Genomic DNA, 20,720 nt, shown 5'->3' on the forward strand with positions numbered 1-20,720 from the left:
CTGGACGCCGCCCGCGCCCGCAGCGAACTGCGCCCGGACGCGGTCGCGCTGGCCGGCCCGCTCGGCCGCTGGCTCGCCGAGCGCAACCCGGACTGGCGGTTCGTGCAGCGCGCCACCCGGACTCCGGCGGCGGACACCGCCCCCGCCGAGGGCGACCGGCTCTGGCACGAGGGTCTGTTCGCCGAGCGGGTCACCCACCTCACCCTGCTCCGCCGCCGCGAGCCGGCGGCCGGCCTCGCGCTGCTGCGCGGCACCTGGCCCACCGAGCGGGCCGAGGACCGGCTGCTGTTCCTGGACGCCCTCCAGGAGGGCCTCTCCCCCGCCGACGAACCGTTCCTGGAGGCCGCGCTCGGCGACCGCAGCAAGAACGTCCGGGCCACCGCCGCCGAGCTGCTCTCCACCCTGCCCGGCTCCGCCCTGGCCGCCCGGATGGGCGAGCGCGCCCGCGCCGCCGTCCGGCTCTCCGAGCACGGCACCCATCTGCTGGTCACCCCGCCCGCCGCCTGCGACGCGGCCATGCAGCGCGACGGCATACCGCCCAAGTCGCCCACCGGGCGCGGCGAACGGGCCTGGTGGTTCGGCGAGGTGATCGCCGCCGCGCCGCTGGCCCTGTGGTCCGCGCACACCGGTCTGACGCCCGAGCGGCTGCTCGGCCTGCGGGTCGGCGACGCCATCGACGAGACCAGCAGCACCTGGGCCGACGACCTGCGCGAGGCCTGGGCCCGGGCCGCCGTCCGCCAGCAGGACCCCGACTGGGCGCGCGCCCTGCTCGGCCCCCCGCCCGTCGCCGGTCCCGGGCGGACGGCCCGCACCACCGGTGCCCCGGCCAAGCTGCTCGCGGTGCTCCCGCCCGCCGAACGGGCCGTCTGGACGGCCTCCTTCGTCGAGGCGCACGGCCTGGGGGACGCCTTCCAACTGCTCGGGGCCTGCGCCACCCCGTGGACGCCGCCGCTGTCCACCGCCGTGGTCGGGGCGCTGGCCCGGGCGGCCGCCTCCGGGGCCTACCCGTGGAGCCACAGCGGGGTGCTCGGCATGACCGAGCGGGCGCTCTCGCCGACGGCCGCCGGGGCGGTCGAGGAACTGGCCGCCGGCGCCGCGCCCGCGACCGCCTGGGGCGAGACCTTCGCCCGGCTGGCCGGGACGCTGCGGTTCCGCGAGGCGATGCTCGCCGAGCTGGCGGCCTGAGCCGGGCCCGGCCGACGCGCAGCGTCCCGGGCGAACGGGACGTGCGGACCCGGACCCGGCGGCACGGATCGGGGCCGGACGACGCGCCCGGCCCCGACTGCGGCTCCGACTCCGGCCCGGCTGTCAGCCGGCGGCGCGCAGGTTGGCCGTGACCCAGGCGACCACCTCGGTGGTCGGCGTGCCCGGGGTGAAGATGTCGGCGACACCCATCGCCTTCAGCTCGACGATGTCCTCGGGCGGGATGATCCCGCCGCAGAACACCTTGATGTCCGCGGCGTCCCGCTCCTTCAGCAGCTCCAGCACCCGCGTGCACAGGCTCATGTGCGCGCCGGACAGGATCGACAGGCCGATGCCGTCCGCGTCCTCCTGGATCGCGGTGTCGACCACCTGCTCCGGCGTCTGGTGCAGGCCGGTGTAGATGACCTCCATGCCGGCGTCGCGCAGGGCGCGCGCGATGACCTTGGCGCCTCGGTCGTGCCCGTCGAGCCCCGGCTTGGCGACCACCACGCGGATCGGTCCTGACACACCCATCACTGCCTCCTGGACCTCGTCGTCCAACACCCCGCCGGGCCTTGTGGGCATGGGCCGGAGTTAACGAGCAATAACCAATCTGAGGGGAGGTTAGCGCCACCCGCCCCGGTTGGGCCCGCCGCCCCTCAAGAGGAGGGGAAAATCACAGGCGCCCGCCGTCCCTCCCCTGCTTCTACCCCGCAACCGCACGCCCACAGCCCCTTGACAACCGGACTTTTGTCCGGATGTCGGGCTTGCGGCTACAGTCTCGGTCGTTTACCCCCTCGTCCGACGACGCGCCCGAGGAGGCAGCCGCGATGGCTCCCGAAGCCGCACCTCGCCCGACCCGTGCGGAACTGCGCGTCGCCGCCCGCGAGCAGTCCCGGGCCCAGCGCCGCGACGCCGCCAAGGCCGCCACCCGGACGGCGCTGCTGCGCGTCGCGCTGCCCTCGGTGGCCGCGCTCGGTGTCGCGGCCGCGGCCGCCGTCACCGTCCAGGGCGAGGCCGACCAGCAGCGGGCCCAGGCGGCCGGCCGGATCCCCGAGCAGACCGCCGCCGCCGGCGCCGCGGACAACGCCCAGGCAGCCCAGGCGGCCCAGGCCGCCCAGCAGGCGCTCGCCTCCGGCGGCGGCGCCCAGGCCTCCCGGAGCGACGCCCGGCAGCCGCTCACCGGCACCCAGGGCGGGGCCGACCCCGCCGGGCAGCCGGCCGCCCAGGTCACCACGACCGACCAGGCCCCGCCGGAGCGCCCCAGGATCGCGATGCCGGTGGCCCAGCACGGCCTGGGCGAGGTCTTCGGCGCGGCCGGCACCCACTGGTCGAAGCGGCACACCGGCATCGACTTCCCGGTGGACGGCGGCTCCGCCGTCATGGCCGTCACGGACGGCACGATCCGGACCCAGTGGAACCCTTCGTACGGCTACATGACGATACTCAAGATGGCCGACGGCACCGAGGCCTGGTACTGCCACCTGCGGTCGTACAAGATCCGCAAGGGCACGGTGAAGGCGGGCGACGTCATCGCCTTCGTCGGCAGCAGCGGCAACAGCACCGGCCCCCACCTGCACTTCGAGATCCGCCCGGCCGACGGCGGCGCGCCCGTCGACCCGCTGCCCTGGTTCCTCGCCCAGGGCCTCGACCCGCGCTGAGACAGCGCGGGCCGAGCGCCCCCGAGTTACCCCGGTCAGGCCACCGACCAGGTCACCGAACGGGCCGCCGACCAGACCACCGGACGCGCCGGTCGGCTCAGAGCTTCTCCACCGGCGCGTAGCGCAGCAGCAGCTGCTTGCGGCCCTCCGTGCCGAAGTCCACGGTGGCCTGCGCCTTGTCGCCGACACCGGCGGTGGCCACCACCGTGCCCAGACCGAAGGTGTCGTGGGTGACCCGGTCGCCGACCGCCAGCGCGACCACCTCGCGCTCCACCGCCGCACCCGCACGCCGCGCCGACTGCCCCCAGCCCGCCTTCGGCGAGGCCGCCGCCGTACCGCGCGAAGAGCCCCCGCGCGACGACCCGCCCGACCCGCTCGAGCCGCCCGAGGACCTCCCGCCCCAGGACGACCCCGAGGAGAAGCCGCGCGCGGCCGGCGCCGGGGCGCCCCCCGTGCGCTTCCACTCCACCAGCGTCTCCGGGATCTCCTCCAGGAACCGCGAGGCCGGGTTGTACGCCGGCTGCCCCCAGGCGCTGCGCAGCACCGACCTGGTCAGGTAGAGCCGCTGCCGCGCCCGGGTGAGCCCGACGTAGGCGAGCCGCCGCTCCTCCTCCAGTTCCTTGACCTGGTTGAGCGCCCGCATGTGCGGGAAGATGCCGTCCTCCATGCCGGTGAGGAAGACCACCGGGAACTCCAGGCCCTTGGCGGTGTGCAGGGTCATCATCGTGATGACGCCCCGGCCCTCGTCGTCCCCGTCGGGGATCTGGTCCGAGTCGGCGACCAACGCGACCCGCTCCAGGAAGTCGGGCAGCGAGCCGACCGGCGGCGCGCCGTCCTCCCCCGCGTCCGGGCGCTCGCCCGGGTCCTGCTCGTACTCCAGGGCGACCGAGGCCAGCTCCTGGAGGTTCTCCACCCTGGTCTCGTCCTGCGGGTCGGTGGAGGCCTGGAGCTCGGCCAGGTAGCCGGTCTCCTCCAGCACCGCCTCCAGCACCGCGGCCGGACCCGCCCCGGACTCGACGACCTGGCGCAGCCCGGCCATCAGCTCGTTGAACTTCTTCACCGCGTTGGCCGAGCGCGCGGCCATGCCGTACGCCTCGTCCACCCGCCGCAGCGCCTGCGCGAAGGAGATCCGCTCGCGCGCGGCCAGCGCGTCGATCATCGCCTCGGCACGCTCGCCGATGCCGCGCTTGGGCACGTTGAGGATCCGGCGCAGCGGCACGGTGTCCTCGGGGTTGGACAGCACCCGCAGGTAGGCGAGGACGTCCTTGACCTCCTTGCGCTCGTAGAAGCGCACCCCGCCGACGACCTTGTACGGCAGGCCGACCCGGATGAACACCTCTTCGAAGACGCGGGACTGCGCGTTGGTCCGGTAGAAGATCGCGACGTCCCCGGGCCTGGCCGCGTCCGCGTCGGTGAGCCGGTCGATCTCGTCGGCGATGAACTGGGCCTCGCCGTGCTCGTCGTCCGCGACGTAGCCGACGACCTTCTCGCCGTCGTCGCCGGCCGTCCAGAGCTTCTTCGCGCGCCGGTTGGCGTTGCGCTCGATGACGGCGTTGGCCGCGCTCAGGATGGTCTGGGTGGAGCGGTAGTTCTGCTCCAGCAGGATCGTGGTGGCGTTCGGGTAGTCCTCCTCGAACTGGAGGATGTTGCGGATCGTCGCGCCGCGGAAGGCGTAGATCGACTGGTCCGCGTCACCGACCACGCACAGCTCGGCGGGCGGCACCTCGGCGAGCCGGCCGGCCGCCGGGTCGACCAGGTCGCCGTCGACGGTGCGCTTCGGCGCGGCGGCGACCGCGCCGCCGCTCAGCTCCCGGACCAGCATGTACTGGGCGTGGTTGGTGTCCTGGTACTCGTCGACCAGGATGTGCCGGAACCGCCGCCGGTAGTGCTCCGCGACGTCGGGGAAGGCCTGGAGCAGGTTCACCGTCGTCATGATGATGTCGTCGAAGTCGAGCGCGTTGGCCTCGCGCAGCCGCCGCTGGTAGAGGAAGTACGCCTCGGCGAGCTTCTTCTCCATCGGGTTGGCGGCCTGGTCGGCGTAGGTCTCCTCGTCGATCAGCTCGTTCTTGAGGTTGCTGACCTTCGAGGTGAAGGACTTCGGCGGGTACTGCTTCGGGTCCAGGTCGAGGTCGCGGCAGACCAGGGCCATCAGCCGCTGCGAGTCGGCCGAGTCGTAGATCGAGAACGACGAGGTGAAGCCGAGCAGCTTGGACTCGCGGCGCAGGATCCGCACGCAGGCGCTGTGGAAGGTGGACACCCACATCGCCCGGGCGCGCGGGCCGACCAGCTGCTCGACGCGCTCGCGCATCTCGCCGGCCGCCTTGTTGGTGAAGGTGATCGCCAGGACCTCGCCGGGCTGCACGCCGCGGGCGCCGAGCAGGTGGGCGATCCGGTGGGTGAGCACCCTGGTCTTGCCGGAGCCGGCGCCGGCCACGATCAGCAGCGGCGAGCCGGCGTGCAGCACGGCCTCGCGCTGCGGGTCGTTCATGCCCTCCAGCAGTGCCGCCGGGTCGATCACCGGGCGGGCGGCGCCGTTGCGGTAGAAGGCGTCCCGCTCGGCCTGCGCGGCGTGGTCGGTGTGGAACAGCCCCTCGGGGATCGCCTCCTCGAAGGCGTCGTACGGGACGTCGTCCTCGTACGGCGGCGGCTCCTCGTCGATCGGCGGCGCGGGCTGCTTCGACCCGGCGGCAGGGGCCTCGAAACCGGGGAGCGGGAGGTCGTCAAAGAGGCTATTCATGGCAATGACGAGTCTATGGCCACCCACCGACAACCCCGCCCGGCCCTCTACCGGACCGGACGGGGCAGGGCGGGACGGCCGTCGGTCAGACCAGCCGGCGGGCGGTGGCCCAGCGGGTCAGCTCGTGCCGGTTGCTCAGCTGGAGCTTGCGCAGCACCGCCGAGACGTGGCTCTCCACCGTCTTCACCGAGATGAACAGCTGCTTGGCGATCTCCTTGTACGCGTACCCCCGGGCGATCAGCCGCAGCACCTCGCGCTCGCGCTGGGTGAGCCGGTCCAGGTCCTCGTCCACCGGCGGGGTGTCGGTCGCCGCGAAGGCGTCCAGCACGAAGCCCGCCAGCCGGGGCGAGAACACCGCGTCCCCGTCGGAGATCCGGAAGATCGCGTCGACCAGGTCGGTCCCGGTGATGGTCTTGGTGACGTAGCCGCGGGCACCGCCGCGGATCACGCCGATCACGTCCTCCGCCGCGTCCGAGACGGACAGCGCCAGGAAGCGCACCCCGCCCGGGTCGCCCATCAGCCCGGCCGAGCGCCGCAGCACCTCGACCCCGCCGCCGCCGGGCAGGTGGACGTCCAGCAGCACCACGTCGGGCCGCGTCTCGGCCACCACCCGGACCGCGGACTCCACGTCGTCGGCCTCGCCCACCACATCGATGCCGGTCGTCTCGGTGCGCCCGATCTCGGCCCTCACCCCCGTCCGGAACATCCGGTGGTCGTCCACCAGGACGACCCTCGCTCGGCGCTCCGGCGCTGCCTCAGTCATTGGCCCTCTCCATCTCCAGCTCGACCTCGGTCCCGCCGTCCGGCGCGGGCCGCACCCGTGCGGTGCCGCCGTTGCGCTTCATCCGGCCGAGGATCGACTCGCGTACGCCCATCCGGTCCTCCGGCACCGTGTCCGGGTCGAAACCGGGTCCGTGGTCGCGGACGAACACCATCACGGTCCTCCCCTCGACCTCGGCGTAGACCTGGACCGGTCCCCCGCCACCGTACTTGGCCGCGTTGACGGTCGCCTCCCTCGCGGCCTGCATCTGGGCCGCGATCCGGTCGTCCATCGGGCAGTCGCCGACGACCACCACCTCGACCGGGACGCCGTGCCGGTCCTCGACCTCGGCGACCACCGCCCGCAGGCTCTCCGCCATGGTGTCCGGCGCCGCCTCGGCGACCGCCTCCGGGCGGTAGAGCCACAACCGCAGTTCGCGCTCCTGGGCGCGGGCGAGCCGCAGCACCTCCTTGGGGTCCTCGGCCCGGCGCTGGATCAGGGTCAGCGTGTGCAGCACCGAGTCGTGCACATGGGCGGCGATCTCGGCGCGCTCCTGGGCCCGGATGCGGGCGGTGCGCTCGGCGCCGAGGTCCTGCCACATCCGCAGCGCGTACGGGCCCACCAGCACCAGCACACCCGCGAGCACCGCCAGCGAGGCCTCGACCACCGAGCCGATGGTCGAGCCGCTGCCCTGGGTGGCGAGGAAGGCGATGATGCCGGCCACCACCAGCAGCACGCCCGCGCCGACCCGGGTGTAGGCGCCGCGCCGCTTCTCGCCCTCCTCCAGGCCGAACCAGCGCTGCCAGCGCGAGTCGTCGGCCTGCCGCCAGACCAGCGCCACGCCGACGCCGATCGCCAGCAGCGGCCAGGTGTACGGCTTGGCGGTCTGCACATTGAGCGCGTTGAGCAGCGCGATCACGCCGATCACCAGCATCACCAGGGCGGCCAGCTGGCCGAGGCCGCCCTGCCGCTGGCCCGTGCCGGTCCCGCCGGCCGTGCCCGTCCCGGCGGTACCTGCGGCCGGGGTGCCGGCCGGCGCCTCGCCCAGCTCGACGGGCTCGCCGCGGAGCGTGTGCTGCAGCACCTCGCGCATCCGGCCGATCCACCCGCCGCGGCGCCCGCCGTCCTTGTTGAGCTCGCCGCCGCGCCGGCCGCCGCCCTTGCTCAGGTCCCCGCCGCCCGCCGTCCCGGCGGCCACCGGGACGAAGGTGCCGTTGACGTACAGCCAGTGCGGGCCGCCGCCGCGCGGGGCCGGCTCGCCGATGCCGATCGGCACCACGAACCAGAACGCCGCGTACAGCAGTCCGCCGAGCCCCTGGGCGAAGAACAGCACCACGAAGGCGATCCGCACCCAGCTGACGGGCAGTCCGAGGTGCACGGCCAGTCCGTGCGCGACGCCGCCGAGCATCCGCCCCTGCGGGCTGCGGTACAGCCGGCGGTACGGCGGCTTCCCGTCACCGGGCACGGACGGGTCGGCACCCCCGGCCGGCGCGGGCTCGGGGGCGAGGGAACGGGGATCGGAACCGGGTGCTGCCACGGCACCGATCGTTCCACGCGGGCCGACCCGCACGCATCAGGGTGAAGCCCTGACCCTTCTCAGGGACAAGTCAGGGTCCGAGCAGGGGCGGGACCGGTTGGGCCCGGCTCCGGCACCCACCAGGATGGTGGCATGACCGAAGACCACCGTACCGAGGAGCTCCACGAGGCCGGGCCGGGCGCCCGGACCGCACCCGACCGGCCGCCACTGACCCGGGCCGAGCGCCACCGCGTGGTCGCCGGCGTCTGCGGCGGTCTCGGCCGGCACCTGGACATCGACCCGGTGGTGTTCCGCGTCGTCACGGTCGTGCTCTGCCTCTCCGGCGGCCTCGGCCTGTTCCTGTACGGGCTCGCCTGGCTGATCGTGCCGACCGAGCCCGGCGCGGACGGCAAGGGCGGCGGGCGCTCGGGCCGCACCGAGCTCCAGCGGGTGCTCACCGGGCGGGTGGACGGCCAGTCGGTCGGCGCGGTGCTGCTGACCGTGATCGGCACCGGTGTCTTCTTCTCCTCGATGGGCGACGGCGACCAGTTGTTCCCGCTGCTGTTGCTCGCCGGGATGGTGTTCCTCGCCGTCCGCTACGACCCCGAGCGTCGGCGCGGCCGGATCCGGGGCCGGCGCAACCGCCGCCGCGGCCACGACTTCGGGCACCCGCACGGCCTCGGCCCGGGCGACCGGACCGGCGGCCCGTACGACCGCTGGTTCCCGGACGCCGGACCGGACGCCCGGGCCGCAGCGAGCGGCTACCGCTGGCCGCCGGAGGAGGAGGACGCGGACGCCCGGGCCCGGCACGCCCGGGAGCGGGCCGCCGGCACCGTCCCCGCCGACACCCCGCACGCCGGTCCGACCGGCTACCTGTGGGACCCGCGCCACCCCGAGCGCAACCCGTACGGCGGGGAGCCGCCGGCCCCGCCCGCACCCCCCGCACCGCCGGCGCCGCCGTACGGCACCCCGACCCCGCCGTACGGCACCCCGGCCCGGCCCTGGTGGCAGCGGACGGACCTGCCGCAGGGCGACCCGCTGCGCAAGGGGACCGGCCCGACCCCGCCGCCCGCGCCGCGCCCGGCCGTGGTGGTGCACCGGCGCGAGCGCTCCCCGCTCGGCCTGATCGGCCTGCTGCTGGCGGTGGGCGCGGCCAGCGCGGTCTGGTCCGCCTCGGCCGACGGCGGGGCGGCCGTGGCCGCCGACACGGTGCTGGCGACGGCGCTGCTGGTGATCGGTCTGACCCTGCTGCTCGGCGCCAAGTTCGGCCGGGCCCGCCGGCTGGTGGTCCCGGGTGTGCTGCTGACGGTCGCGCTGACCGCGATCGGCCAGTCCTCGGTCTCGGCGCAGAACCTGCTGGGCGAGCGCACCTGGACGGCCGTCACGGCGGGCCGGCTGGAGGCGAAGTACACGCTGGGGATCGGCTCGGCACGGCTGGACCTCGGCGGGCTCGACCCGGCCGGCGCGACCCTGGCCACCGAGGTGGAGCTCGGTGCCGGGGACCTGACCGTGACGGTGCCCCCGGACGTGACGGTGAACGTACGGGCCGAGGTCGGCCTGGGCCAGGTCCGGGTGCCGGGCCTGGACGGCCCCGACGACGGCCCGGGCAAGCGCAGCTACCAGGTGCTGCCGGCGAACGGACAGACATCCAAGGGAACGCTCGACCTCGCGCTGCGGATCGGGCTCGGCAACATCAAGGTGGTCCAGAAGTGAGGAAGCACCAGCTCGATCTCTTCTCGCTGATCGCGGGGGGCCTGTTCACCGTTATCGCGGTGCTCTACCTGGTGGCGGCGGTGAACGACGTCTCGGTGAACGGCCGGATCGTCATCCCGGTGACCTTCATCGTGCTGGGCCTGGGCGGCCTGGCCGGGGCGGTGGCGGCGGCGGTCCGCCGATCCCGGCCGGAGGAGACCCCGCAGGACTGACCCCCTGCCCGACGGGCGCCCGCCGGACCGGCCCCCGGTGGGCCGTCAGCTCTCCGGCGGCCCCAGCCGCAGCTTGTCGCCCTCCTTGGTGACCCGGTACTTCGGCAGCGGCTTGGTGGCCGGCCCGTTCAGCACCGCCCCGGTCGCCGCGTCGAACCGGGAGCCGTGGCACGGGCAGTACAGCTGACCGTTCTTCGGCGCGTCGACGGCGCAGCCGGAGTGGGTGCAGACCGAGGAGAACGCGCAGTACTGGCCCGCCTTGGGCTGCACCACGTAGACCGCGTCGCCGCTGGCCGGGTCCTTGACCTGGGCCGAACCGCCGACCGGGACGCTCGCGGCGTCCACCGTGACGGGCGGGCCGGCCGGCGCCGGGGCGGCGGGCTGCTTCGCCTTCGCGGCGGGCTCGTCCCGCCCGAAGGTGGCGGTCAGCGAGCCGGCGAGCAGTCCGGCCCCGCCCATCGCGACGGCCGCGATGCCTCCGTCCATCAGGGCCCGCCGCCGGACGTGGTCCTCGTGCAGGCCGCGGAGCCGGTCCCGGTGGGACCGCCGGGCGAGGTAGCCGTCCACCGACAGGTAGGGGGTGCCGGCCAGCAGCAGCGGCGTCCAGGCCATCAGGTAGACGAGGTCGTTGCCGAGGTAGTAGGGCGAGACGTTCCAGCTGACGGTGAGCCAGAGGCTGAGGCCGATCACGGCCCCGCCGGCGGCGGCGAGCCGGCCCCAGAGCCCGAGCAGGGTGCCCAGGCCCACCGCCAGCTCGCCGAAGGCGACCAGCAGGGCGAACGGCGTGGGGTGGTCGAGGGCCGGGCCGAGCAGGAAGGAGATCGGGCTGGAGCCCTTGGCGGCGCGGGTCTGCGAGACGAAGGAGGCCGGGTCGCCGGCGCCGGCCAGGTAGTGGCTGTCGGAGAGCTTGTCGAGCGCCGCGTAGACGAAGGTGACTCCGAGGAAGAGCCGCAGCGGCAGCAGCGCGAGCCGCGAGCCGGCCGCCTTCCAGGCGGCGACCCGCCCGGTTCTGCCCGCCGGTCCCGAACCCTCGCCGGCGCCCGGGGCCGGTCCGGCCGTACCGTCGCCGATGCTGGCGGCCGGGCCCGGCCCGGCCGCCACGGAGCTGCTGGCCTCCGACATTCCCCACACCTTCCTCGCCGGCCCGTCACCGCCTGACAGGTCCGGACGCATTCTGCCCGGTCGTGAACGCTTTCGGTGGGAGGGCCCACCCGCCGGGTGCCCGTGGACACGGAACGACCGTGCCGCCGCTCCCCGGTACGGGAGCGGCGGCACGGTCGTTCAGAACCGGTTCAGGACCGGCCGGGTCGGGGAGTGCTCACTCCCACTCGATGGTGCCCGGCGGCTTGCTGGTGCAGTCCAGCACGACGCGGTTGACGTCGCGGACCTCGTTGGTGATCCGGGTGGAGATGCGGGCCAGCACGTCGTACGGCAGGCGCGACCAGTCGGCGGTCATGGCGTCCTCGGAGGACACCGGACGCAGCACGATCGGGTGACCGTAGGTGCGGCCGTCACCCTGGACGCCGACGCTGCGGACGTCCGCGAGCAGGACCACTGGGCACTGCCAGATCTCGCGGTCCAGGCCGGCCGCGGTCAGCTCCTCGCGGGCGATCGCGTCGGCCTCGCGGAGCAGGTCCAGCCGCTCCTCGGTGACCTCGCCGACGATCCGGATGCCCAGGCCCGGGCCCGGGAACGGCTGGCGCTGGACGATCTCGTCCGGCAGGCCCAGCTCCTGGCCGACCATCCGGACCTCGTCCTTGAACAGCTTGCGCAGCGGCTCGACCAGCGAGAACTGCAGGTCCTCGGGCAGGCCGCCGACGTTGTGGTGGGACTTGATGTTGGCGGTGCCGGTGCCGCCGCCGGACTCCACCACGTCCGGGTACAGGGTGCCCTGGACCAGGAAGTCGACCGACTCGCCGTGCTCGCCGGCCTCGGCGACGATCTCGGCCTGCGCCTGCTCGAAGACCCGGATGAACTCCCGGCCGATGATCTTGCGCTTCTCCTCCGGGTCGCTGACGCCCTTCAGTGCGGTGAGGAAGCGCTCCTTGGCGTCGACAACCTTCAGCTGCACGCCGGTGGCGGCGACGAAGTCCTTCTCGACCTGCTCGGTCTCGCCCTTGCGCATCAGGCCGTGGTCGACGTAGACGCAGGTGAGCTTGGAGCCGATGGCCTTGTTGACCAGGGCGGCCGCGACCGCCGAGTCGACGCCGCCGGACAGGCCGCAGATGGCGCGCTTGTCGCCGACCTGGGCGCGGATCAGCGCGACCTGCTCCTCGACCACGTTGCCGGTGGTCCAGGTGGGGGCGAGGCCCGCGCCGCGGTACAGGAAGTGCTCCAGGACCTGCTGGCCGTGGTCCGAGTGCAGCACCTCGGGGTGGTACTGGACTCCGTAGAGCCGGGCCTCGTCGTTCTCGAAGGCCGCGACCGGGACCACGTCGGTGGAGGCGGTGACGGTGAAGCCCTCCGGGGCCGCCGAGCAGGCGTCGCCGTGCGACATCCACACCGAGTGCTGGGCCGGGACGCCCTCGAACAGGGTCGAGCCGGGGCGCGAGACGACCAGCGGGGTGCGGCCGTACTCCCGGGCGCCGGAGTTGTCGACGGTGCCGCCGAGCGTCTTGGCCATCAGCTGGAAGCCGTAGCACATGCCGAAGACCGGCACGCCGGCCTCGAAGATCGCGCGGTCCAGCTGCGGGGCGCCGTCCTCGTAGACCGACGAGGGGCCGCCGGAGAGGATGATCGCCTTCGGGTTCTTGGCGAGCATCTCGGCGACCGGCATGCTGCTCGGCACGATCTCGCTGTAGACCCTGGCCTCACGCACCCGTCGGGCGATGAGCTGGGCGTACTGGGCACCGAAGTCGACGACCAGGACGGTGTCGGTCTCAGGTACGGACTGGACGGGAGTAGCAGAGGACACAGACGGCCTTCCGGCAGCGGTACGAAAGGTGTCGCACGCGGCGCGGCCCTCGGAGGGTGTGCGCCGGGCGACGGGCGGGGGTCTGCCGTCGAGTCTACCGGGCTGGCCGGTTTCACTCGTCTGCCCGCCCCCGCGGCCGTGACCGCCGCGGCGGCCGGTTCGTTGCTCCGGGCGGACCGTACGACCGCGCCGCGTCCGCCAGACGCGTCACCCCGCCCCGGCCAGGGCGCCCCGTACGGCAGTGCAGGACCACGCGTGGAGCTCAACCCAGTCCACCGGCGCGCGTGGCGCCGTCGCGGAACCGGTCAGACCGGGGAGCGGCGCGCCGTGGGACCGTGCGCGGGTGCTGCGGCCGGCCAGCAGGGGACAGCGAACCCGGCCGCGACTGGACCAAGGAGGTGGGGCGGTCGGCCGCCGGGGACGCCCGGTGCCGGCCGCCGCACCCGGCGCGATCCCGGCGCACCCCGGTCCCCGTCCGCGCGCCGCTACGCGCGTCTCTGTGCGCTCCGACCGGTGTCACTACACACCGTGATCATCGATGCCACCCCGCCGTCACCCCGTCCGGCACCCGGCGGGACCGCCCCGACCCGGGCCCGACGGCCGGCCCGGCCGGAAACGGCCTGTACCGAATCATGCCGAATCGGTTGCAGAGCAAGCCCTTCGTCCAGCACGATGCTGCTTGGAAGAGGTTCTCCCGATGGCCGAGCGCCATCTGCGGAGTGCCGGTCGTTGCCGCCGAGACCCGCGGTGGCAACGATTATCACCTCACGCTCCGTGAGCGAAGGCTCGACGCAGGCATGCGCCCGGGACCACCGCCACGCCCAGTGCGCCCGCGTGCGCCGGCCCACCCCGCCGGAGCCGCGGCGACGCGCGACCCATCGACCGACCGACCGGACGGCGCTCCTCCCCCGGCGCCGTCACCCCAGCACCGGCGCGGCCCTGACGCCGGGTGCTGAGCGACAAAGGGCCCCGTTCCCCCGCGGGGCCCTTTGCCCTGTCCGGGGTCCGTTTCCGGTCGAGTTCCTGCTTCCGTCCGGACGCCGGGCGCTACGGCCGCCGGCTCCACACGCTCGGGTCCACCGGGCCGTCGTCCTCCGGAGCCGGTGCGGCCGGGCGCCGAACGTCCTCCGAGCCGACCACCTCCAGCACCACCGGCGTCGCCCCGGGCTCCCCCGGGTCCCGGTCCGCCGGCGGCGCCGGCTGCCGGTCGCGGGCCACCAGCAGCGGGGGCACCACCAGCGCCCCGACGACCGCCCAGACCGCGTTGGCCAACAGCAGCGTCCACGGCACCAGGGCCAACGAGTACTCGAAGCCGGGCTCCCGGGGGCCGCCGAACATCCCGAACGCCGACTCGACGGACGCCAGCGTCCCCGAGACCAGCATCAGCAGACTCAGCCCGACCGCGTACACGGCCGCCAGCCGGAGCCGGTCCGCCGGGTCCAGCCGCCGCCGGTACGCCGTCCAGCCCAGCACCGCGGCGGAGACCAGCGCGAGCAGGGCGGACCAGCGCCAGTCCGTCCCCGCCGCGTGCGGGTCGAAGAAGGAGTACTCGGTCACGTCGCGCGGGTCCGACTCCCAGTCCGGCACCCCGTCGATCACGAAGGAGCTGCCGGCCCGGAAGGTCGCCCCGGAGCCCACTCCGAGCAGCAGCAGGCCGAGGTTGGGCAGGAAGGCCACCGCGGCACCGGTCAGATCGCCGTCGGCCCGGACGGCGACCACCACGAAGCCGGCCGCCGCCGACAGCGCCACCGAGACCGCCAGCGCGCGCCCGGCCGCCAGGCCCGCGACCGCCCAGCCGCGCACCGCCCGGTTGCGCCAGGCCGCCCAGCGCAGCGCGTCCGTCCCGTGCACCGCGAAGGCGAGCAGACCGGCGAGCAGGGCCGTCCACCCGACCGCCTCCCACCAGCCGGCCGAGGAACTGTAGGTGGTCCGGCCGAGCAGCCTGGCCGCCGTCGCGCCGTCGAGGTCGAAGCCGGCGCCGCCGGGGTGCCAGTCCGCACCTCCGACCAGACCGATCAGCAGGGTCACGGCGGCCGCGGCCACCGCGGTGCGCACGGCCTCCGCGGCCGCCTGCCGGCGCGTCTGCTGCTCGCCGGTGCGCTGCTGCCGACGGCGCGCGCCGACCCGCAGGCCGAGCCAGAGCGCGAACAGCCAGAGCACGGTGACGGTCATCGGCAGGGCGCGGATCACCGAGGAGTTGCCGCCCCCGGTGGTTTCGAAGCCCAGCCGGTACGGCGCGCCGAGCGCGCCCAGCGCCATGGCCAGCGCACTGCCGAAGCGCTTGCCGAAGGACGGCGCGTCGTAGGTCCCCGAGAAGTAGGCGGCCTCCGGGACGGCGGTGATCAGCGCGGCCAGCAGCAGGACGACGGTCGGCGCGACGACCGCTCGCAGGGCCGGGCGCCAGTCGGCGCCGGTGAGCCACCCGAGGGCGGCGGGCCGGGCTCCGGCCGGGTCGTACGGCTTCCCGGCGCCCCAGCTCCCCCCGGCGGACGGCAACGGGGGCGGCGGAACCGGCGGCAGCACCGGCGGCGGCAGGGGCGGCTCGGCCGGAGCCGACGGCGCGGCGGACGGCGCGGCGGACGGCGGGGGCGGCAGGACCGGGGGCGGTGAGACCGGCGGCGGCAGGAGCGGCGGCGGCAGCGGAGCGGGCGGCAGCAGCGGGGGCGGCACCACCGGCCGCCCGCAGGACGCGCAGACCGGCGCCCCTTCCGTCGAAGCCGCGCCGCAGGATGCGCAGATGGCCATGGGCCGCGTCCCCCCGTCCGAACGAACGATCGCCTGGTCCCCCCAGGGCGCCCCTTTCTTTCATCGGGCACGGACTGCTGTCAACCGGTCACCGTCCACGGACCGGACCGGGACCGCCCGGGGGCCGCGCCGCGCTCCGGCGGCGCGACCCCCGGCCGTGCTCAGTCCCGCTTCTTCGGCACCTCCGGCACCGCCAGCAACGGCAGCCGCAGGGCACCGAACGCGTCCTCGGGCACCGCCGGTGCGACGGGCGCGACCGCGGCGACCCGGCGGTAGGCCTCGCCGGCGGCCGGCCGGGTGTCCTCCTCGCCCTTGTTGGGCCACATCGACATCGCCCGCTCGGCCTGCGCCGTGATGGTCAGCGACGGGTTGACGCCGAGGTTGGCGGAGACCGCCGCACCGTCCACCACGCTGATCCCGGGGTGGCCGTAGAGCCGGTGGTAGGGGTCGACCACACCGGTCTCCGGGGAGTCGCCGATCGCACAGCCGCCGAGGAAGTGCGCGGTCAGCGGGATGTCGAAGATCTCGCCGACGCTGCTGCCGGCGAAGCCGTTGATCTCCGCGGCGAGCGCCTGCGCGCCCTGCTCGGCGGCCGGGATCCAGGTGGGGTTGGGCGCGCCGTGGCCCTGGCGGGAGGTCAGCGTGCCCTTGCCGAGGCCCTTCTCCTTCAGCGAGACGGTGATCGAGTTGTCCAGCGACTGCATCACCAGGCCGATGATCGTCTTCTCCGACCACCGGTGCTGGTTCATCGAGCGGCCGAAGGTCACCGGGTGCTTGACCGAGTTGCCGAGGTAGCGCAGCCAGCGCGGGAGCCGCCCGCCGCCCCGCACCTGGGCGATCGAGAGCGCGCCCATCGCGTTGGAGCCCTTGCCGTAGCGGACCGGCTCGATGTGGGTGTTCTCGTCGGGGTGGATCGAGGAGGTGATCGCCACGCCCTTGGTGAAGTCCGCGCGGGCGCCGTACCGCCGGTCGGTGGTCTGCGCGCCCACCAGCGCCTCGGAGTTGGTCCGGGTCAGCTCGCCGAGCCGGGCGGAGATCCGGGGCAGGTGGCCGCCCGCCCTCATCCGGTGCAGCAGGTTCTGGGTGCCGTAGGTGCCGGCCGCGACCACCACCCGGGCGGCCGTGATCGTCCGCGCCCCGGCCTTGACCCGGTCGGTGGTGGAGCGGGCGTCGGTGCGCCGGACGTCCACCGCGAAGCCCTCGCCCCACTCCCGGATCCGGGCCACCGTGGTGAGCGGGTGGATCTCGGCGCCGCCCCGCTCGGCCAGGTGCAGGTAGTTCTCGGTGAGCATGTTCTTGGCGCCGTGGCGGCAGCCGGTCATGCACTCGCCGCACTCGACGCAGGACCGCCGGGCCGGGCCGGCGCCGCCGAAGTACGGGTCCGGCACCTCCTCGCCGGGCGCCGCCTTCGCCGTGCCGTCGGCGTCCTTGCCGTCGCCGAAGAACACCCCGACCGGCGCCATGTGGAAGGTGTCGCCGACGCCCATCCGCTCGGCGGCCGCCCGGAGGTGGACGTCGGAGGGGGTGACGGTCGGGTTGAGCCGCACCCCGAGCATCCGCCGCGCCTGGTCGTAGAACGGCGCCAGCTCCTCCTGCCAGTCCGTGATGTGCTGCCACTGGCGGTCCTCGAAGAACGCCTTCGGCGGCACGTACAGGGTGTTGGCGTAGTTCAGCGAGCCGCCGCCGACCCCGGCGCCGGCCAGGATCAGCACATTGGCCAGCAGGTGGATGCGCTGGATGCCGTACAGGCCGAGCTTCGGCGCCCACAGGTAGTTGGCGACGTCCCAGGAGTTCCTGGGCAGTTCGTCGCGGTCGAAGCGCCGCCCGGCCTCCAGGACGGCGACCCGGTACCCCTTCTCGGTCAGCCGCAGCGCCGAGACCGAACCGCCGAAGCCGGAGCCGACCACGACCACGTCGTAGTCGAACTCCCGGCCGTCAGCCGAACCCACCATCTGCCTCTGCTCCTTCGGAAGTCGTTCACGAAACGGGGGCCGGCCCGGGGGCCCGGCTACTTGACGCGCAGCGCCTTCAGGATCCGCAGCCCGGCGGTCATCATCGCCGCGTACTGCTTGTCGTCCTGGCCGAACGCCGGGGCGAGCGGCAGCAGCCGCTGGCTCGCGATCGTCTGCGCCTCGGTGAACCGCAGGATGCCCTCGGCGCCGTGCCGCCGGCCGAGCCCGGAGTCGCCCATGCCGCCCATCGGCGAGGCGGCCGAGCCGTAGGCCGCGCCGTACGCCTCGTTGACGTTCACGGTGCCGGTGCGCAGCCGGGCCGCGATCGCCCGCCCGCGCCGCACGTCGGTGGTCCAGACGCTGGAGTTGAGGCCGTACGGGGTGGAGTTGGCGGCGGCCACCGCCTCCTCCTCGGTGTCGAAGCGGTAGACGGAGACCACCGGGCCGAAGGTCTCCTCGCCGCAGACCGCCATGTCCGGGGTGACGCCCTCCAGGATGGTCGGCTCGTGGAAGAACGGGCCGAGGTCCGGCCGGGCCTTCCCGCCGGCCAGCACGGTGGCGCCGGCCTTGACCGCCTCCTCGACGTGCCGGGTGGTGGCCTCCAGCTGGCGTCCCGAGACCAGCGAGCCCATGTCCGCCCCGTAGGCGAGGCCGCCACCGAGCCGCAGCGCACGGGTGCGGGCGGCGAACTTCGCCAGGAACTCGTCGGCCACCGAGCGGTGGACCAGCAGCCGCTCGATCGAGATGCACAGCTGGCCGGCCGAGGAGAAGCAGGCCCGGACGGCGCCCTCGGCGGCCTTGTCGAGGTCCGCGTCGGCCAGCACCAGCAGGGCGTTCTTGCCGCCGAGTTCGAGCGAGGCGCCGACCAGCCGCTCGGCGGCCCGCCGGGCGACCTCGCGGCCGGTGCGGGTGGAGCCGGTGAACGAGACGTAGTCGGCGTGCTCGACCACGGCCGGGCCGATCACCGGGCCGTCGCCGATCACGATCTGCCACAGGTCGGCCGGCAGTCCGGCCTCGATCAGCAGCTCTCGGGCCCAGAGCGCGGTCAGCGCGGTCTGGGTGTCCGGCTTGTTGACCACCGCGTTGCCCGCGACGAAGGCCGGCAGCGCGTCCCCGACCGACAGCTCGAACGGGTAGTTCCACGGCGAGATGTGGCCGACCACGCCCTTGGGGCGGCGGGCCTCGACCGCCTGGGTGAACAGCGGCACCGCGCCGAGGTGCCGCTTGTCGCGCAGGTAGCCGTGCGCGGCCCGGCCGTAGTGGCGGGCCGCGATCGCGACCGCGAGCACCTCCTCGAAGGCGTGCAGCCTGGCCTTGCCGGTCTCCGCCTGGATCAGGTCGAGCACCTCGTCCTGCCGCTTGATCAGCAGATCGTGGAAGCGCAGCAGGACGGCGGCGCGCCGGCGGACCGGCAGCGCGGCCCAGGACGGCTGGGCGCGGCGGGCGAGCTCGAAGGCGACCTCGACGTCCGCGGGGGTGGACCGCGGCAGGCCGGCCAGCCGTTCGCCGGTCAGCGGGGCGACGGTCTCCACCACGCTGGGCTCGCCGGTGGCGGTGACCCCGGCGGCGAGGCGGTCGACCAGTGACGGGGGCACGGCCGAGGCGACGGTACGCCCACCGCCCGGGGCGGCGGGATTGCGGCCCGGCGCGCCCGGGCCGGCGGGATCGGTGGCCGTGGCAGCTGCTGTGAGGTCCGACATAGGGCGCAGCCTAGGCGCTCGGCGGCCGGTGCGGTACCCGTCGGTAACAAGAAACCCCCGTGCGGGTGCGGCCCCTACCCGCCGGCGCCGCTCAGCGGGTCGGGGTGAAGTAGTGGAGCACCGCGTTGAACCGCTGCTCGGCCTCGTTCCACTCGCTGCCCCGGTCGAAGCTGGAGGAGTAGATCGCGTAGCTGGTGCCGTCCTCGTCGATGAACTCGGCCTCGATCGCCCGGCGGCGGCCGCCCTCCTTGGCCAGGTAGCTGAACTCCCAGACCGCGGCCTCGTGGCCGTTCACGGCGACGCCGGTCAGCCGGTGCTGCTTGTACTCCTTCAGCGACTTGGAGACGGTGCTCTCCATCTGCCGCATGTGCTCCAGCGGCCGGACCGACTGGCCCACGGTGACGGCGAACTGCAGGTAGTGCCCCTTGTTGTCGGGGCTGTAGTAGATCTGGTTGTCCGGCGTGCTGGAGCGCTGCCAGGCCGGGACGGCCACCGGCAGCGGGAAGCGGAAGCCCGCCGGGTCGTCCACCCACTGGTAGCCGCTGGGCGCGGGGGTGCCGTCGACCGGGGCGGTCGGCTGCGGCCCGACCGGGCCCGGGCCCTGGGTCAGGGTCGGGGCGGACCGGTCGGGGTCCTTCGCGCTCCGGTGCTGGACCAGGTAGAGCGCGCCGGCGGCCAGCACCGCCAGGCCCACCACGAGCGCGAGCATCCGCAGCACCGTCCGGCGCCGGGCCGGCCCGCGCGCGGGCGCATCGGTGTACGGCACCGGCGTGACCGGTCCGGTGGGCGCCCCCTCGTCGCTCTCCCGCGCCGGGTCGGTCCCGGGGGAAGGCTCCGCCGAGAGCTCCTCCGCCCGCTCCGGGACCGTGCGCTCGGCCGCCGGCCGGGCCTGCGGCACCGTGAGGGCCTCCGCGCCCTGCGCCGAAGCCGACGCCGCTCCGTCCTCGTTCTCGTTCTCGTTCTCGTCCTCCGACCGCTCCTCCGAGCGGTCCTCCGCGCGCTCCTCCGGCTGGCCGGCCCGGTCCACCACCGGCACCGACTGGGTCGGCGTCCGCACCGGCGCGACCGGCTTGAGCCCGACGGTGTGCCCGGCCTGCACCTCGGCCAGCATCCGGGCCGCCTCGTCCGCGCTCGGCCGCTCGTCCGGGTCCTTCGCCATCAGCGCGGCCAGGACCGGCCCCAGCGGCCCGGCCCGGCGCGGCTCCGGCAGGGGGTCGCCGACCACCGCGGCCAGCGTGGTCAGCGGCGAGGTGCGGCGGAACGGCGAGTCGCCCTCCACCGCCGCGTACAGCGTCGCCCCCAGCCCCCACAGGTCGGAGGCCGGACCCGGCCGCTCGCCCTGGGCGCGCTCCGGCGCCAGGTAGTCCGGCGACCCGACCAGGTCGCCCGGCCGGGTCAGCTCGGCCGAGCCCTCGTACGTCGCGATGCCGAAGTCCAGCAGCACCGCCCGTCCCGTCCCGTGCTCCAGCAGCACATTGGCCGGCTTCACGTCCCGGTGCAGCACCCCCAGCTGGTGGCCCCGGTGCAGCGCGGCCAGCACCTGGCCGCCCACCTCGGCGGCGGCGCGCGGCGGCAGGGTGCCGTCCTGGCTGATCACATCGGCCAGCGAACGGCCGTCGACCAGCTCC

General features: G+C 74.8%; 14 protein-coding genes and 1 pseudogene. 4 read left to right on the top strand and 11 right to left on the bottom strand.

The features are described from left to right. On the top strand, positions 1-1,185 hold a 1,185-nt coding region (locus tag BI06_RS21345; RefSeq protein WP_043470718.1), incomplete at its 5' end, for a DUF5691 domain-containing protein. Positions 1,186-1,308: 123 nt separating this feature from the next. On the opposite strand, the gene BI06_RS21350 is transcribed toward BI06_RS21345, so the two are convergent. Further along, positions 1,309-1,716 carry a cobalamin B12-binding domain-containing protein gene (locus BI06_RS21350; protein WP_030393356.1) on the bottom strand — a complete coding sequence of 136 codons (408 nt, stop codon included), beginning with the start codon at positions 1,714-1,716 and terminating at the stop codon, positions 1,309-1,311. 296 nt (positions 1,717-2,012) lie between these two features. Here BI06_RS21350 and BI06_RS21355 point away from each other — a divergent pair, with 296 nt between their 5' ends. After that, positions 2,013-2,843 carry a M23 family metallopeptidase gene (locus BI06_RS21355; RefSeq protein WP_051741565.1) on the top strand — a complete coding sequence of 277 codons (831 nt, stop codon included), beginning with the start codon at positions 2,013-2,015 and terminating at the stop codon, positions 2,841-2,843. Positions 2,844-2,940: 97 nt separating this feature from the next. On the opposite strand, the gene pcrA is transcribed toward BI06_RS21355, so the two are convergent. The 3 genes from pcrA to BI06_RS21370 form a co-directional block, all read right to left on the bottom strand. Next, positions 2,941-5,580 (bottom strand): DNA helicase PcrA, encoded by a 2,640-nt coding sequence (gene pcrA / locus BI06_RS21360; protein ID WP_043470720.1) that lies wholly within the window; start codon positions 5,578-5,580, stop codon positions 2,941-2,943. Positions 5,581-5,665: 85 nt separating this feature from the next. Beyond that, a complete protein-coding gene (locus tag BI06_RS21365) occupies positions 5,666-6,343 on the bottom strand; it encodes a response regulator transcription factor (protein WP_030300497.1) in 678 nt (225 codons plus the stop codon). Then, on the bottom strand, positions 6,336-7,805 hold the full coding sequence (locus tag BI06_RS21370) for a PspC domain-containing protein (RefSeq protein WP_369826210.1): 1,470 nt from the start codon (positions 7,803-7,805) through the stop codon (positions 6,336-6,338). Before BI06_RS21370 ends, BI06_RS21365 begins: the two co-directional genes overlap by 8 nt. Positions 7,806-8,009: 204 nt before the next feature. Between BI06_RS21370 and BI06_RS21375 the strand changes: the two genes are divergently transcribed. Both BI06_RS21375 and BI06_RS21380 read left to right on the top strand, forming a co-directional pair. Continuing rightward, positions 8,010-9,569: a PspC domain-containing protein gene (locus BI06_RS21375; RefSeq protein ID WP_037779664.1), complete on the top strand. Its 1,560-nt coding sequence runs from the start codon at positions 8,010-8,012 to the stop codon at positions 9,567-9,569. Then, a complete protein-coding gene (locus BI06_RS21380) occupies positions 9,566-9,781 on the top strand; it encodes a hypothetical protein (protein WP_030393351.1) in 216 nt (71 codons plus the stop codon). The genes BI06_RS21375 and BI06_RS21380 overlap by 4 nt, the downstream gene beginning before the upstream one ends. Positions 9,782-9,826: 45 nt before the next feature. On the opposite strand, the gene BI06_RS53685 is transcribed toward BI06_RS21380, so the two are convergent. The 7 genes and pseudogenes from BI06_RS53685 to BI06_RS53695 all read right to left on the bottom strand — a co-directional run. Continuing rightward, on the bottom strand, positions 9,827-10,267 hold the full coding sequence (locus BI06_RS53685) for a Rieske (2Fe-2S) protein (protein WP_353612650.1): 441 nt from the start codon (positions 10,265-10,267) through the stop codon (positions 9,827-9,829). Between the two features lie 42 nt (positions 10,268-10,309). Then, a pseudogene (locus BI06_RS53690) lies at positions 10,310-10,903 on the bottom strand (DoxX family membrane protein); the annotation flags it as partial. Between the two features lie 196 nt (positions 10,904-11,099). Continuing rightward, on the bottom strand, positions 11,100-12,695 hold the full coding sequence (guaA, locus tag BI06_RS21390; RefSeq protein ID WP_030393349.1) for a glutamine-hydrolyzing GMP synthase: 1,596 nt from the start codon (positions 12,693-12,695) through the stop codon (positions 11,100-11,102). 1,047 nt (positions 12,696-13,742) lie between these two features. Next, the gene (locus BI06_RS21395) at positions 13,743-15,440 is read right to left on the bottom strand and encodes a hypothetical protein (protein ID WP_149030439.1); all 1,698 of its coding nucleotides are present in this window, start codon (positions 15,438-15,440) and stop codon (positions 13,743-13,745) included. 161 nt (positions 15,441-15,601) lie between these two features. Next, positions 15,602-17,392 (bottom strand): GMC oxidoreductase, encoded by a 1,791-nt coding sequence (locus tag BI06_RS21400; protein WP_030393347.1) that lies wholly within the window; start codon positions 17,390-17,392, stop codon positions 15,602-15,604. A gap of 56 nt (positions 17,393-17,448) precedes the next feature. Then, positions 17,449-19,092, bottom strand: a complete 1,644-nt coding sequence (locus tag BI06_RS21405; protein ID WP_043470722.1) for a succinic semialdehyde dehydrogenase — start codon at positions 19,090-19,092, stop codon at positions 17,449-17,451. Between the two features lie 91 nt (positions 19,093-19,183). Further along, positions 19,184-20,720: serine/threonine-protein kinase (locus BI06_RS53695; RefSeq protein WP_051741567.1), on the bottom strand; the 1,537-nt coding region annotated here is incomplete at its 5' end.

Origin of the sequence: Kitasatospora sp. MBT66 (assembly GCF_000710405.2) — a bacterium.
In the GTDB taxonomy this organism is placed as follows: Bacteria; Actinomycetota; Actinomycetes; order Streptomycetales; family Streptomycetaceae; genus Kitasatospora; species Kitasatospora purpeofusca.

Bases quoted from the DNA above. Each gene is read 5' to 3' on its own strand.
- BI06_RS21350 (WP_030393356.1), bottom strand. From the start codon at position 1,716: ATGGGTGTGTCAGGACCGATCCGCGTGGTGGTCGCCAAGCCGGGGCTC.
- BI06_RS21355 (WP_051741565.1), top strand. From the start codon at position 2,013: ATGGCTCCCGAAGCCGCACCTCGCCCGACCCGTGCGGAACTGCGCGTC.
- pcrA (WP_043470720.1), bottom strand. From the start codon at position 5,580: ATGAATAGCCTCTTTGACGACCTCCCGCTCCCCGGTTTCGAGGCCCCT.
- BI06_RS21365 (WP_030300497.1), bottom strand. From the start codon at position 6,343: ATGACTGAGGCAGCGCCGGAGCGCCGAGCGAGGGTCGTCCTGGTGGAC.
- BI06_RS21375 (WP_037779664.1), top strand. From the start codon at position 8,010: ATGACCGAAGACCACCGTACCGAGGAGCTCCACGAGGCCGGGCCGGGC.
- BI06_RS53685 (WP_353612650.1), bottom strand. From the start codon at position 10,267: ATGGACGGAGGCATCGCGGCCGTCGCGATGGGCGGGGCCGGACTGCTC.
- BI06_RS21395 (WP_149030439.1), bottom strand. From the start codon at position 15,440: ATGGCCATCTGCGCATCCTGCGGCGCGGCTTCGACGGAAGGGGCGCCG.
- BI06_RS21400 (WP_030393347.1), bottom strand. From the start codon at position 17,392: ATGGTGGGTTCGGCTGACGGCCGGGAGTTCGACTACGACGTGGTCGTG.
- BI06_RS21405 (WP_043470722.1), bottom strand. From the start codon at position 19,092: ATGTCGGACCTCACAGCAGCTGCCACGGCCACCGATCCCGCCGGCCCG.